12 protein-coding genes are annotated in these 12,869 nt (G+C 67.4%); 5 read left to right on the forward strand and 7 right to left on the reverse strand.

Annotated elements, in window-relative coordinates:
* Positions 1-9 precede the first annotated feature (9 nt).
* Entirely contained in the window at positions 10-747 is a 738-nt protein-coding gene (locus ACWZHB_RS29690) for a hypothetical protein (RefSeq protein WP_427905051.1), read from the reverse strand.
* 171 nt (positions 748-918) lie between these two features.
* On the opposite strand from ACWZHB_RS29690, the gene ACWZHB_RS29695 reads away from it, so the two are divergent.
* Together ACWZHB_RS29695 and ACWZHB_RS29700 are read left to right on the forward strand one after the other, a co-directional pair.
* Complete coding sequence (locus ACWZHB_RS29695; protein WP_427905052.1) at positions 919-2,001, forward strand: esterase-like activity of phytase family protein; 1,083 nt, start codon at positions 919-921, stop codon at positions 1,999-2,001.
* A 146-nt stretch (positions 2,002-2,147) separates the two neighbouring features.
* Positions 2,148-5,687: a protein kinase domain-containing protein gene (locus tag ACWZHB_RS29700; RefSeq protein ID WP_427905053.1), complete on the forward strand. Its 3,540-nt coding sequence runs from the start codon at positions 2,148-2,150 to the stop codon at positions 5,685-5,687.
* A gap of 10 nt (positions 5,688-5,697) precedes the next feature.
* Here the strand turns inward: ACWZHB_RS29700 and ACWZHB_RS29705 are convergent, their stop codons facing one another.
* The gene (locus tag ACWZHB_RS29705; RefSeq protein WP_427905054.1) at positions 5,698-7,014 is read right to left on the reverse strand and encodes a class I SAM-dependent methyltransferase; all 1,317 of its coding nucleotides are present in this window, start codon (positions 7,012-7,014) and stop codon (positions 5,698-5,700) included.
* Complete coding sequence (locus ACWZHB_RS29710) at positions 7,011-8,453, reverse strand: FAD-binding oxidoreductase (RefSeq protein WP_427905055.1); 1,443 nt, start codon at positions 8,451-8,453, stop codon at positions 7,011-7,013. The genes ACWZHB_RS29705 and ACWZHB_RS29710 overlap by 4 nt, the downstream gene beginning before the upstream one ends.
* 168 nt (positions 8,454-8,621) lie before the next feature.
* Between ACWZHB_RS29710 and ACWZHB_RS29715 the strand changes: the two genes are divergently transcribed.
* A complete protein-coding gene (locus ACWZHB_RS29715; RefSeq protein ID WP_427905056.1) occupies positions 8,622-9,056 on the forward strand; it encodes an SRPBCC family protein in 435 nt (144 codons plus the stop codon).
* An 18-nt stretch (positions 9,057-9,074) separates the two neighbouring features.
* Here the strand turns inward: ACWZHB_RS29715 and ACWZHB_RS29720 are convergent, their stop codons facing one another.
* Genes ACWZHB_RS29720 through ACWZHB_RS29730 form a run of 3 tightly spaced genes read right to left on the reverse strand, consistent with a single transcriptional unit; the run spans position 9,075 to position 10,873 of the window.
* The gene (locus ACWZHB_RS29720; RefSeq protein WP_427905057.1) at positions 9,075-9,425 is read right to left on the reverse strand and encodes a VOC family protein; all 351 of its coding nucleotides are present in this window, start codon (positions 9,423-9,425) and stop codon (positions 9,075-9,077) included.
* Positions 9,425-10,252 (reverse strand): MerR family transcriptional regulator, encoded by an 828-nt coding sequence (locus tag ACWZHB_RS29725; RefSeq protein ID WP_427905058.1) that lies wholly within the window; start codon positions 10,250-10,252, stop codon positions 9,425-9,427. Before ACWZHB_RS29725 ends, ACWZHB_RS29720 begins: the two co-directional genes overlap by 1 nt.
* A gap of 45 nt (positions 10,253-10,297) precedes the next feature.
* Positions 10,298-10,873 carry a hypothetical protein gene (locus tag ACWZHB_RS29730; protein ID WP_427905059.1) on the reverse strand — a complete coding sequence of 192 codons (576 nt, stop codon included), beginning with the start codon at positions 10,871-10,873 and terminating at the stop codon, positions 10,298-10,300.
* Between the two features lie 302 nt (positions 10,874-11,175).
* Between ACWZHB_RS29730 and ACWZHB_RS29735 the strand changes: the two genes are divergently transcribed.
* Both ACWZHB_RS29735 and recR read left to right on the forward strand, forming a co-directional pair.
* A complete protein-coding gene (locus ACWZHB_RS29735; protein WP_427909349.1) occupies positions 11,176-11,493 on the forward strand; it encodes a YbaB/EbfC family nucleoid-associated protein in 318 nt (105 codons plus the stop codon).
* A complete protein-coding gene (gene recR / locus ACWZHB_RS29740; RefSeq protein ID WP_067454499.1) occupies positions 11,493-12,101 on the forward strand; it encodes a recombination mediator RecR in 609 nt (202 codons plus the stop codon). The genes ACWZHB_RS29735 and recR overlap by 1 nt, the downstream gene beginning before the upstream one ends.
* Before the next feature lie 44 nt (positions 12,102-12,145).
* Here recR and ACWZHB_RS29745 read toward each other — a convergent pair whose 3' ends face one another.
* On the reverse strand, positions 12,146-12,787 hold the full coding sequence (locus ACWZHB_RS29745) for a hypothetical protein (protein WP_427905060.1): 642 nt from the start codon (positions 12,785-12,787) through the stop codon (positions 12,146-12,148).
* Positions 12,788-12,869 lie beyond the last annotated feature (82 nt).

Consider the following 12,869-nt stretch of genomic DNA (forward strand, 5'->3'; position numbering starts at 1 on the left):
AGAGCAGGGCTAGCGGAAGCCGATCGCGCCGACGATGTCGCCGTGGCGGTATCGCAGGTACTTCTCGACGAGCGCCTCCTCGACTGCTGCGGTTGCGGTCACGAGGGTGATCACCACGAATTCCTTCGAGGCGCCCGCCTTCCATTTGCCGGTCTCGAAGTCGTCGATCATCCCCGCGGCGCGCACGTTCAGATCCTTTTCCTCGACCTGTTCGGCCGCGGTTTCGGCGGCGGCCGCGTCCTTCATCGCCAGCACGAACTGGGTGAACTTCACGGCACCACCCTCGGCGGTCAGCAGCATCTCGGTGGCGTACTCGCAGCCGAGTCCGGTGAGCTTGCTGCCCTTCGCGATCGGCGCGCAATCCTTGTGATCGCGCCCCTCCACCCAGTCGGCCTTCATCTCGACGTCGCCGAGTTTGAAGTTCCACGGACCTTCGTAGTCGACATAACTCAACCGCGCCGGCGCCTTGGGCTTCGGGCTGGTGGTGGTCGTGGGCTTCCTCGAAGTGGTGGAATCAGACGGCTTCCCGGTCGCCGACGCGGCCACTGCCGTACCCGCAACGTCGCGACCAGCCGATATGAGCAGCCCGGCGCCGACGATCAACCCGGCGACCACGACCAGGGCGATGACGATCCACCCCGCATTCGACTTCGGTGGGGGCGGACCGAGCGGCGGAATCTCCTGTGCGTACGGGGCAGGCGGCTGCCCCCACGCCCCGGGATCCTGTTGCCCCGATGGATACGTCATGACCAACCCCCCTTGTCATCCCCGACGGCGCCCCGAGCCCGCCCGAGTTCTTGCCATCGACCCTACTTTGTGCGGGCGCCGAGGATGACGCTGACATTGTCGTAGCGGGGCGACCGACAGTTCGGATGGTGTTAACCCGGGCGTGTGCTCCGGTGGATAGCGTTGCGGCCCATGGGACGTCGGGTAGCCGCGGTACTTTTCGGTGCGATGGTGGTCGGGGTGAGTGCGCCGGGGGCGGTGGCCGATCCCGGGGTTCGGGTGTTGGGGGAGCAGGTTGTCGCGCACGACGTGGACTATCGGGGAACTGTGGTCGGCGGGCTGTCGGGGATCGACTATCTGGCGGGCACCGGGGAATACGTGCTGATCAGCGACGATCGGTCGGAGAAGGGACCTGCTCGGTTCTATACGGCCCGGATTCCGGTGGGGGAAACGGGGATCGGCGAGGTGAGTTTCACGGGGACGGCTCCGCTGCGGCGTGCCGACGGCGCGGTGTACTCGCCGAAGTCGGTGGATCCGGAGGACATCCGGGTGGATCCGTGGACTGGCGACTACTTCTGGACGCAGGAAGGCGAGCGGGCCGGTGGGGTGCTCGCGGATCCGTCGGTGCGGGTCACGCGAGCCGACGGCGGTTTTGCCGCCGAGCTGCCGATCCCGGAAAACGAACGGATGCGGGCTGATTCGGGGCCGCGGCAGAATCAGGCGCTCGAAGGGGCGACGTTCGCCGCCGGTGGGGCGTTGTTCGTGACCGCGATGGAGGGACCGCTGATCCAGGACGGACCGGGAGCTACCACGACAGCGGGGGCGACGACGCGGATCACCGTGCAGGCCAGGTTCGGGCCGGTGCTGGCGCAGTACGCGTATCCGCTGGAACCGGTGTTCGCCGAGTCGCGACCCGAGGCGGGGCAGGCGAGCAATGGCGTGACCGCGATCCTGGCCGACGACGCGCTCGACCCGACGCGATTCCTCGTGGTGGAACGCGCTTTCGCCAAGGGCGTGGGGAACCGGGTGCGAATCTTCGAGATCGACACCGCCGCCGCGAGCAATGTGCTCGACGCGCCGATCGCGGGTGCGCGTCCGGTGGCGAAGCGGCTCGTCGCCGACCTCACCGATCTCGGGATCGAGGCCGTCGACAATATCGAAGCGATGACGTGGGGCCCGCGTCTGCCGTCGGGTGAGCGCACATTGGTGCTGGTCGCGGACAACAACTTCGCCGCCGAACAACGCACTCAGCTGATCGCGCTCGCGGTGCGCTGAACCACGGTTCGGACAACCGATGCCGCCACAGCGTCGAATCTCCACCCGATAGATGCCGGATCGCGCTAGCTTGGATATGTGCGGTGATGTCGATTCCGCATACCGACCGAAATGCCGGTGACGCCGAGTTTGTGAGAGGTGGTCACATGGATCCGGAGCCGACGCGATTGCAGCGCGGGCTAGCCGAAGCGGCACCGGTGGGTCTGGATACACAGCGGACGAAGGCGCCGGGGGAGCCCGACGAGGCTGTGATCGCGGAGCTGGACGTCATGGGGCTCACGGGGGCCAAGGAGATCGGGCGCGGCGGGTTCGGTGTCGTGTATCGAGCTTTGCAGCCGGCGCTGGATCGGGTGGTCGCGGTGAAGGTGCTGTCCTCGGAGATCGACGTGGAGAGCCGCGAACGGTTCCTGCGCGAGGAACAGGCGATGGGCAGGCTGTCGGGGCACCCGAATATCGTCGACATCCTGCAGGTCGACGTGACCGAGACCGGGCTGCCGCTGATCGTGATGCCGTACTGTTCGCGCGGCTCACTCGAACGGCTCATTCACGATCGCGGCCCGCTGACCTGGTCGGATACCTTGCGGGCGGGGGTGAAGCTGGCGGCGGCGATCGAGTCGGCGCATCGGGCGGGGATCCTGCACCGGGATGTGAAACCGGCGAACGTGCTGATCAGCGGCTATGGCGAACCGCAACTCACCGACTTCGGCATCGCCCGCATCCCCGGCGGTTTTCAGACGTCGAGCAGCCTGATCACCGGGTCGCCCGCGTTCACCGCGCCGGAAGTGCTCAAGGGCGAAGAACCGACCGTGCGGTCTGATATCTATGGTCTCGGCGCGACCCTGTTCGCGCTGCTCACCGGGCATGCCGCCTTCGAACGCCACGCCGGGGAGAAGGTGGTCGCCCAGTTCCTGCGGATCACCACCCAGCACGTCCCCGACCTGCGCGCCCAGGACATCCCCGGCGACGTGGCCGGGGTGATCGAGCGGGCTATGGCGCCGGACCCGCCCGACCGTCCGTCCTCGGCCTACGAATTCGGCGAACAGCTGCGCGATGTCCAGCGCGCCCACGGCCAGATGCCCGACGAAATGGCGTTGCTCGACTCCGCGGAGACCACCGACGCCGCACCGGAGGTCCTGAAATCGGTCACCGGCCGCCGCAGTTGGCCGCTGACCCTGCAGCCCGCGGGCGCCTCGGTGCCCATGCCGAGCACGAGCACCGGCACCCTGCCGCCGACCGCGGCCACCAAATTCCGCCCGCCGACGCCCGCCCGCGAACCCTTCCCCCGCCAGCGCCTGCTCGACGTGCTGCGCGCGGGTGGCGAGCGCCGGCTCGCCCTGATCCACGCGCCCGCCGGATTCGGCAAGAGCACCGTCGCCACCCAGTGGCGCGCGGACCTGGCCACCCGCGATATTCCGGTCGCCTGGCTCGGCGTCGACCAGGCCGACGACAGCGAGATCTGGTTCCTCGCCCACCTCATCGAGGCCATCCGCCGGGTGCGCCCCGACGTCGGCGCAGGCCTCGAACAGGTGCTGGAGGAGCGTGCCGCCGACGCGGTCGCCTACGTGATCGCCACCCTGATCGATGAGATCCACGCCAGCGGGCGACCGGTGGTCGTGGTGGTGGACGACTGGCACCGGGTGCGCGACCCCGGCGTGCAGCGCGCGATGGCGACTCTGCTCGACAACGGCTGCCACCACGTGCGGTTCGTTATCACCAGTCGCGATCAGTCCGGCCTGCCGATCAGCCGGTTGCGGGTGCGCGACGAACTGGTGGAGCTGGATGCCGCCGCGCTGCGGCTCACCGAATCGGAGACCCGGCAGATCCTGGTGGAGCGCAACGGTTTCGCGCTCACCGATGAGCAGGTCGAGCAGATCCACACGGCGACCGACGGCTGGCCCGCCGCGATCCAGCTGGTGAGCCTGACACTGCGCGGGAAGGCCGATCCGGCCCAGCTGCTGAGTTCGCTCGCCGAGGGTGGGCACGGAATGCGGGAGTACCTGGCCGAGAACGTGCTCGACGCGCTGGCGCCGGAGCAACTGGAGTTCCTGATGGCGATCTCGGTGGTCGAGCGGGTGAACGGCTCCCTGGCCGGGCTGCTCGCCGACGTCACCGACGGTGCCGCGATGCTGGAACAGGCCGAACAGCGTGAGCTCTTCCTGCACCGGATCCAGCACGATCCGGAGTGGTACCGGATGCAACCACTGTTCGCCGAGCATCTGCGCGCCCGGCTCGACCGCGAGCATCCCGGACGCTCGAAACTGCTGCACCGCAGGGCAGCTCGCTGGTACGCCGAGCATCAGCTGCTCCGCAAGTCGGTGGACCACGCGCTGGCCGCGACCGATCTCAAGCTCGCCGCCGATCTGCTCGAAAGCGGCGGCATGGACCTGATCGACGGTTCCCGGCTCGCCACGCTGCTCGGCAGTGTGTCGAAACTTCCTGTGCAGCAGGTGACTTCACGCTCGAAGCTGTTGATGGCGGTAGCCAGGGCGAATATGAACATGCAGCAGACCGGGACCGCCCGCAGTGCGCTCGGCAGGCTCTCGAACCTGCTGGCCCGCAGCGCGCCCGGCGCGCCCGAACTGACCGAACAGCGATGTGTGGCAACCGTTCTGGATGCGGCTGACCGGATAGCCCATGATGACACCGCCGAGGTGGCCGACAGCCTGACCGCCCTCCTGGAAGAACCCGGCGACCTGCCCGCTTGGACCGTGTCGACCGCCGCCAACTTGATGTCGTTCGTTCGGCTCTGTGAGTTCGACTTCGACGCGGTGACCGAGCTCCAGGACTGGGCCGCGGACTATCACGCACAGTCGAAGGACCCGCTCGGTCCGGTGTTCGGTCTCTGCGCGCAGGGCGATGCCGCCTACGAGCAACTCGATATCGGCACCGCCACCACCTGTTTCGAGCAGGCCTACGAGACGGCACGGGACCGGGCGGGGCCGCGTTCGGACGCCGCCCGCATCGCCGCCGCTCTGCTCGGGGAAGTGGCTTATCGCCGAGGTGATCTGGCGTTGGCCGATCGGCTGCTCGACGAGAGCCACGAGCTGGTCACCCGGGTCGGCCCCGTCGACTTCCTGATCGCGACCTTCGTGGTCGGCGCCAGGGTGAAGGCCGCGCTCGGCGACCAGTACACGGCCTCGGCCCGCCTCGACGAAGGCGCGCGAGTGGCCGCGGAGAACGGGCTGGCGCGCCTGGATGCCCATGTGCGGGCCGAACGGTCCAGGCTCGGATTGCCCACGGGCGACGACAAATTCATCCCCGATGCCTCGGGTAACGGCGCACGGCGCAAGAAGGGCGCCGCCGCGCTGATCACCGAGGCGCGCGCCATCGCCGATATCCGAATTCTGCTGGCCGAACAGCGGCTGCGCGCCGATGACCGCGCCGCCCGCCATGCCAGGGTGATCTACGCGAAAATGCTCGAACAGTCCCGTCCCCGTGCCGAATTGGACGCGACCCTGCTGCTCGCGGAGTGCCTGGCGTCGGCCGGGTGGGTCGGGGAAGCGACCGGGCTGGTGCTGCCGGTTCTGCGCACCTGCGCCGAACTCGGCTGGACCCGGCCGCTGCTGGACGCGGGGCCGGGTGTGGTCGGCCTGCTGCACGTGCTGCGCACGCAATCCCATGACGGGCAGGAGCATCCCATCCTGCAGGATCTACCCGGTCACTTCCTCGACGAGTTACTGGCCTGAGCAGCGCAGTCTAGGGCTGCCACCACGGGCGCAGCGGGACATCCCAGGCGCCGTTCGAATCCAGCTTCACGCCGAGGACGTGGTGCAGCTGGATCACGTTGCGCTGGAAGCCGAGTCGGCAGCCCGCCATGTACAGGCCCCACACCTTCGCAGTGCCCTCGCCGACCTCGGCGACGGCCTCGTCCCAGTTGGAGACCAGGTTCTTGCACCATTCGTGCAGCGTGAGCGCGTAGTGCTCGCGCAGGTTCTCCTCGTGCAGCACTTCGAGGCCGACGTTCTGGATATCGGAGATGATGCGGCCGGAGCCGATCAGCTCACCATCAGGGAAGACGTAGCGGTCGATGAAGTCGCCCGCCTTGGTGGTGCGGGTGTTGTCGTGGCGGGTGATGCAGTGATTGAGGAACAGGCCGCCCACCCGCAGCTTGTCTTTGATGTAGCCGAAGTAGAACGGGTAGTTGTGCACACCGATGTGCTCGGTGAGGCCGATCGAGGAGACCGCGTCGAACTCGCCCTCGGGGATGTCGCGGTAGTCGCTGTGCCTGACCTCGGCCAGTGCACCGAGGCCTTCCTCGGCGATCTTCTGCTGGGCCCAGGCGGCCTGTTCGGCCGATAACGTCGCGCCGATCACCTGCACGCCGCGGCTCGCGGCGTAGCGGACCATGCCGCCCCAGCCGCAGCCGATGTCGAGCAGCCGGTCGCCTTCCTTCAGCCGCAGCTTCTCGAAGATCAGGCGGTACTTGTTCTCCTGTGCCTGTTCGAGCGTCCAGTCCTCGTCGCCGTACACCGCGCAGGTGTAGGTCATCGACGAGCCGAGGACGTACTCGTAGAACTTGTTGGAGACGTCGTAGTGGTGATGGATCGCCTCGGCATCGCGAGTCTTGGAGTGGCGCAAGCCTTCCAGCGCGATCCGGCGCCACCGCGGCAGCGTCTCCTGTGGCGGGGGTGCGATCGGCTTGAGCCGCTCCCAGCCGAGCGAGCGGGCGATGGTGACCAGTGACAGTGCCGAAGGACGATGGAACTGCATGTCCTGCATGGCTTTCAAGATGTCGTACGGGTCGCCGGGGTGCACCCCACCGGCGGCCATGTCGCCCGCGATGTAGGCGCGTGCCATGCCGAGGTCACCCGGGGCGCCTGCGAGGTAGTTGATGCCGCGTGGGGTCTTGATGTCGAGGGTGTAGGGCGCGTCCTCGGGGCCGGTCGCGCTGCCGTCGTAAGCGGTCACGCGGACGGGGATCTCGCCGTCTACGAGGCTTTCGACGACCTCGGCAATGTTGAGCCTGGTCCCCAGCTCGGCCAATACCTCGGATCGGTCCTTGAATGTCGTCACTTGCGTTGCACCGCCTTCGAATACAGATTCAGCAGTCGTTGGCCCGGGTCGTAACGGGTCTTCAGTTCGGTATAGGTGTCGCCGCCGTAGAGCTCGGCGAACTCGGCCTCGTCGTAGTAGGAGTCCGAGTAGAGCGACTTGTGCCCGTCGAACGCGGACACGATCTTCTCGATGGCGCGGTTGGCCGCCCCTTCCGGTTGACCTCGCTTGGTCGGCACCGCCGACCAGAATCCGACATTGACGTAGGTGCGCTGTGGTTCGAGCGGGTACAGCGGCCACGGACGCGCACCGTCCGCCGCCGGCGCGTCATCGGTCGCACGCAAGCGCAATGGGCATAACCAGATCGGCTCGATCGGTATTTCCCGCAGGAACCATTCGACGAAGTCGGCGGTGTGTTGCACCGGTACTTCGATGTCCTGTACGACGCGTTCCTGCGGCGGGTTGCCCTTGCGGGCCTGCCTGCGGTCGTCGAAGTGGTACTTGCGGTCGAGCGCGACCAATTTCCAGTAGAAACTGCTGCGGCGCCGCGATTTCGGCCAGAGCCTGCGGATCTTCGGGTTCTGGGCGCCGAACGCGCGCGAGCACCAGAACCAGTCGGTATCCCAGCGCCACAGGTAGTCGTGGATGGTCAGCCGGTCTCGTTTCACGCCGTCGGCGTGCTGCAGGGAGCGGTAGAAGATATCCATGCCGGTGTAGTCGCTGACCTGGCCCGGCTCGTCGGTCTTGCGGCCCAGGGTCAGGTAGCTCTCGTCTGCGGTGAACACCACGCCGTCGATGTAGTCGACCACTTCGTCTTCGTAGCGGCGTTCCACGACGATCCGATCGAGTTCGGCTTCCAGTTCGCGCAGGTCGTGGAAGCGCACGTGCCGCAGTTCCACGAACGGCAGCACGGGTTCGAGCTCGATCTTGAGCCGGACGGAGTACCCGAGCGTGCCGTAGGAGTTGGGGAACCCGTGGAACAGGTCGGCGTGCTCGCCCGTCGGCCTCGCGGTGACGATCTCGCCCGAACCGGTCAAAATGTCCATTTCCAGCACGGATTCGTGGGGTAGACCATTGCGGAACGAGGTCGATTCGATGCCGAGGCCGGTCACCGCGCCGCCCAGGGTGATGGTCTTGAGCTGGGGAACCACCAGCGGCGCCAGCCCGTAGGGGAGGGTTGCCGCGACGAGGTCCTCATAGGTGGTCATGCCCGCGACGTCGGCCGTGCGGGCCTGCGGGTCTACCGCGATCACCTGCCCGAGGCCGGACACGTCGAGGCCGGGCGCGGTGGTTGCCGCCCTGGCCCGGAACAAGTTCGATGTCTTCTTCGCCAGTCGGACGACGGCACCGGGTGGGATGGCGCGATAGCTTTCCAGCAGTCGCTCCACGCCCGCTCGATGCGCGGCATATCCGGACTCACGTGCGGCCGGTTCGTGACCAGCCCTACCCAAAAGACTCACTGCCACCCCTTTGACGCTAGTACGACCCCGACCGCCGAGCCACTGGATACTTGCGCGCCGCGGAAAAATGTCACGCACATGTTTCCCGCTCGCCCCAACCTGGTCGGGAGATCCGGTCGGGCACAGGGCAGGATGTAACCCGGTCGAACCTCTAGCAAGGAGTCAACAGTGGGACAGGTCAGTGCCAGCAGTTCGATCGTCGTCGCCGCGGATCCGCAGCGCACACTCGCGGCGATCGGCGACTACGAAACGATCCGGCCGCGCATTCTTTCCGCGCATTACCGCGACTACAAGGTTGTCGAGGGCGGTCAGGGCGCGGGCACTGTGGTGGAGTGGACGCTGCAGGCCACCGAGAAGCGCACCCGCAACGTGCGCGCGACGGTGACGGTGGCGGATTCGGTCCTCACCGAGCGCGACGCCAACTCCACCATGGTCAACACCTGGACCGTCACCCCGGACGGCGCCGGCTCGAAGGTCACCGTCGAGACCACCTGGAAGGGTGCGGGTGGCATCTCGGGCATCTTCGAGGGCATCTTCGCCCCGCTCGGCCTGAAGAAGATCCAGGCCGAGGTGCTGGGCAACCTCTCGCGCGAACTGGTCTGAAATCCCGGTCCGTGCAGGTCAGGCCTTGCCGATGTCGAAGAGGTTTCCTTCGGGATCGGCGAGGGTTGTCCACTGGCCGCCGTACTCGTCGAAGTCGGCGATGTGCTTGGCGCCCAAGCTGATTGCGCGCTCGATGTAGTCCGGGGACTGTGCCGAGGCGAAATCCAGGTGAACGACGTTTTTACCGGGGGTCTTGTCCGGGACCTTGATGAACATCAGCAGCGGGGTTGTGCCTGCGGATTTGCCGACGGTCGCGAAGAACTCCGATGCTTCCGGATCGACGGTCGTGTCCATCAGTTCGGCGTAGAACGCGGCCAGGCTGGCGGCGTTGTCGCAGTCGATCGTCACATTCGCCAGGGCGATGGTCATCAGATGTCTCCTTCGGTGATCGGCCAGCACACTTCGGTGCGGTAGGCGGCCGGGTTATCGGTGATTTCCGGGCCGACGAGGTAGCGCTCGCGGACCGGCTCGTCGGGCAGTGCGGCGCCGCGCTCGGCGACGTGGCTGCCGAGGGCGCCGTAGGTGCGGTCGAAGTCTTCGAACGGGCCCTCGTGCACGGCCACGGCGAAGTGGCGGGCAGGGAAGTCGACGACGGTGAAGCCGCGGGTGGGGATGAATTCGGCCCCGGGCGGCAACGGCACGTACGCGGTGACCGCGCCGTTGTCTTCGGTGAAGAACTCGTTGGAATAGGTCGCGCCCGCAACACCTCCCGGGTCGACACCGGCTTCGAGCAGGATCATGTACAGCTGCTCGAACGCCGTGCCGCACCAATCGGCGATGGCGTTGTGCTCGACCTGGTCGGTGACCGTGAGCGCGGTGAACGCGGGCTCGATCCGGTAGTCGACCTCGATCGGTGGTGGCGGCGCGGTGAGCAGGGCGCGCAGCGAGACCACCACCTCGCGGGTGCGATCCAGCGCCGCCTCCATCCTGGTCAGATGCGTCCGCAGCGCGGTGTCGCGCTCGGCGGGGTCGGCGGCGGCGAGCACGGTGCGGATCTCCGGGAGCGGCATGTCCAGATCTCGCAGGCGCCGGATCAGATGCGCCCGTTCCGCCTGGTCGGTGGAATATCGGCGGTAGCCGGTGCCCGCGTCTATCGCGGCCGGTTCGAGGAGCTCGATCTCGTGGTAATACCGCAGCGTCTTGACGCTCAGATGGGTGAGGCGGGCGAACTCGCCGATCGCCACGGTTGCTGTCATGACGTCCAGAGAACACCCTCCAGCAGGTGGAGAGTCAACAATCGATTACGCGGGCGTCAGCACGAACGCGGCGAGTAGCGGCCACGAGCCCTCGCGCCACCACGAGTAACCGAACCAGACGCCGGGGGTGATCTCGCGGATCTCGTCGTAGACCTGCGGGGTGGGTGACGGCGCGTAGTTCAGCGCCCAGGCAGGCGCGCCGTCGAGAACCGACGGTGCTCGATAGACATCGGCCGGGAACGCCTCGATCCCGGCGCCGGTGACCCGGTTGGTCAGCGAGCCGCCGTCGGGCCCGGTACGGAACACCTTGCCGATCCACAGCGCCGGTGCGGTCGCTTCGAGTTGCGGCGGACGGGTCACCCAGCCGTTGGTGAGGCCCGTCGCGATCGCGCCCGCCTGCGCGTCGCGGTAGATCTGGTCCTGCTGGGCGACACCGCACCGGAAGCGCAGCGAATCGACGGTCGCCGCCCGATTGCCCGGATCGACAAGGCAGCCGTTGCCGTAGTCGGCGATTCCGGCCACGGGGTCGGCCGATACGACGGCGGGTGAGTGAAGAAGCAGGCTGGCGACAGCGGCGCACAGGGCTGACGTGGACATCAGCCGCGCACGGGATGCATTCATGGGATCTCCTGGAGATTGCTGAATCATTGCCCGATCGGTCTTGATCGTATGCCCGAACGCGTAGCGGAGCCATACCGGAGGCGACCGAATCCCACGACTAAACTGACAATCTCACGCGCCCGATCCCCGCACCCAACGCACCCCGACGGTTTTCGGCCGCCTCGCACCCGAGGGGCGAGACGGAACGCCGAAGGCGCAGTATCGTCCCTCGGGTGCGAGGCCTCCATGGCCGAAAACCCAGCGGCCCCGGCCGCAGACAAACACAGGAGTGTTCAGTGCAACCCGGTGATGGTCAGTTCGATATGCAGGCACTGCTTGCCCAGGCACAGCAGATGCAGCAGGCAGTGATGCAGGCGCAGGCCGAGCTCGCCGAGACCGAGGTGGCCGGGCAAGCCGGCGGCGGTCTGGTGCAGGCGACGATCAAGGTCAGCGGCGAGGTGATCGCGCTGACGATCGACCCGAAGGTGGTCGATCCGGCCGATGTCGACGGTCTGCAGGACCTGGTCATCGGTGCGATCAACGACGCGATGGCCAACGCGCAGCAGCTCGCGGCCGAGCGCCTCGGCCCGCTGTCGCAGGGTCTCGGCGGCGGCTCGATGCCCGGTCTGCCCGACTTCTGATGTATGAGGGGCCGGTTCAGGATCTGATCGACGAGCTGGGCAAACTGCCCGGCGTCGGTCCGAAGAGCGCACAGCGCATCGCTTTTCATCTGCTGGCGGTGGAGCCGCCGGATATCGACCGGCTGCAGGCCGCCCTGCAGAAGGTGCGCGACGGCGTGCAGTTCTGCGTGTCGTGCGGCACCGTCGCCGATGGTGAGCTGTGCCGGATCTGCGCCGACCCACGCCGCGACCGCACGATGATCTGTGTAGTCGAGGAACCAAAGGATGTGCAGGCGATCGAGCGCACCCGCGAGTTCCGTGGTCGCTACCACGTGCTCGGCGGTGCGCTCGATCCGCTCAGCGGCGTCGGGCCCGATCAGTTGCGGATCAGGGAGCTGCTCACCCGCATCGGCAATCAAGAGGACGGCATCGATGTGAGCGAGGTGATCATCGCGACCGACCCGAATACCGAGGGCGAGGCGACGGCCACCTACCTGGTGCGGATGCTGCGCGATTTCCCCGGGCTCACCGTCACGCGGTTGGCCTCAGGGCTGCCGATGGGTGGCGACCTGGAATTCGCCGACGAACTGACCCTCGGGCGCGCGCTGTCCGGTCGGCGGACGTTGTAGCACTGGCAGGCCGGTGGCGTCGGTCGCCGCCGGCCACCTCGGAATCAGAGTTCGACGCGGGTCCAGGTGACGCCGTCGCCGGCGGCGGGCTTGCCGTTGGCCCAGTCCCAGATGATCCGGGCGACCTGCGCCGGGTCGTCGAGGGTGGTGCCGAAGTGCCGGTCGGGGGCGCCGTCGCGGTATTCGAGGGTGTACGGGCCGCTCGGGTCGCGGTAGGTCTGGATGTACTGCTGTTCGCCCTGCTCGACGATCAGGTACGGGTTGGGAGCGGCGAGTCCGGTGACCCACTGGTGCGCCAATTCCTCGGTGATATAAGGGAATTCGCCCGCGCCGCCGTGGGTGACGTTGACCGGGATGTGGCCTGCCGGGTCGATCAGCCAGCTCAGCTGCGGATCGTAGACGGCATAGCCGCGGGGGGTGGCGAGGTCGAAGAGCAGGTTGCGGACGAAGCCGATGGCGTCGTACGGCGAGGGGATGTAGAGCGTGTCGCCGCTGGGACCGCCGACGGATTCGACGCTGAGGAACGAGTCGTCCACCGGCAGTTCGGCGTTGCGCGCGTTCAGCTCGGCCGCGATCTCGGCGATCGGTTCGGACTCGGTGACGCCCTCCTGGGCGGCCAGATACGCGTCGATCTCGTCGACGGAGCTGGCGACGCCGGACGGCAAGAGGATGTGGTCGTAGCTCACGGGGTCAACCCTACGGGGAGCGGCGCAGGCGGCCATCGATGCGGGTCGTCGGTGTCGAGCTATTACCGCGGTGTTTCGAAAG

This window comes from Nocardia sp. FBN12 (genome assembly GCF_054031145.1).

What these genes read in the sequence shown, in the direction of transcription:
- ACWZHB_RS29690 (WP_427905051.1), bottom strand. Translation starts at nt 747, where the DNA reads ATGACGTATCCATCGGGGCAACAGGATCCCGGGGCGTGGGGGCAGCCG.
- ACWZHB_RS29695 (WP_427905052.1), top strand. Translation starts at nt 919, where the DNA reads ATGGGACGTCGGGTAGCCGCGGTACTTTTCGGTGCGATGGTGGTCGGG.
- ACWZHB_RS29700 (WP_427905053.1), top strand. Translation starts at nt 2,148, where the DNA reads ATGGATCCGGAGCCGACGCGATTGCAGCGCGGGCTAGCCGAAGCGGCA.
- ACWZHB_RS29720 (WP_427905057.1), bottom strand. Translation starts at nt 9,425, where the DNA reads ATGACCATCGCCCTGGCGAATGTGACGATCGACTGCGACAACGCCGCC.
- ACWZHB_RS29725 (WP_427905058.1), bottom strand. Translation starts at nt 10,252, where the DNA reads ATGACAGCAACCGTGGCGATCGGCGAGTTCGCCCGCCTCACCCATCTG.
- ACWZHB_RS29730 (WP_427905059.1), bottom strand. Translation starts at nt 10,873, where the DNA reads ATGAATGCATCCCGTGCGCGGCTGATGTCCACGTCAGCCCTGTGCGCC.
- ACWZHB_RS29735 (WP_427909349.1), top strand. Translation starts at nt 11,176, where the DNA reads ATGCAGGCACTGCTTGCCCAGGCACAGCAGATGCAGCAGGCAGTGATG.
- recR (WP_067454499.1), top strand. Translation starts at nt 11,493, where the DNA reads ATGTATGAGGGGCCGGTTCAGGATCTGATCGACGAGCTGGGCAAACTG.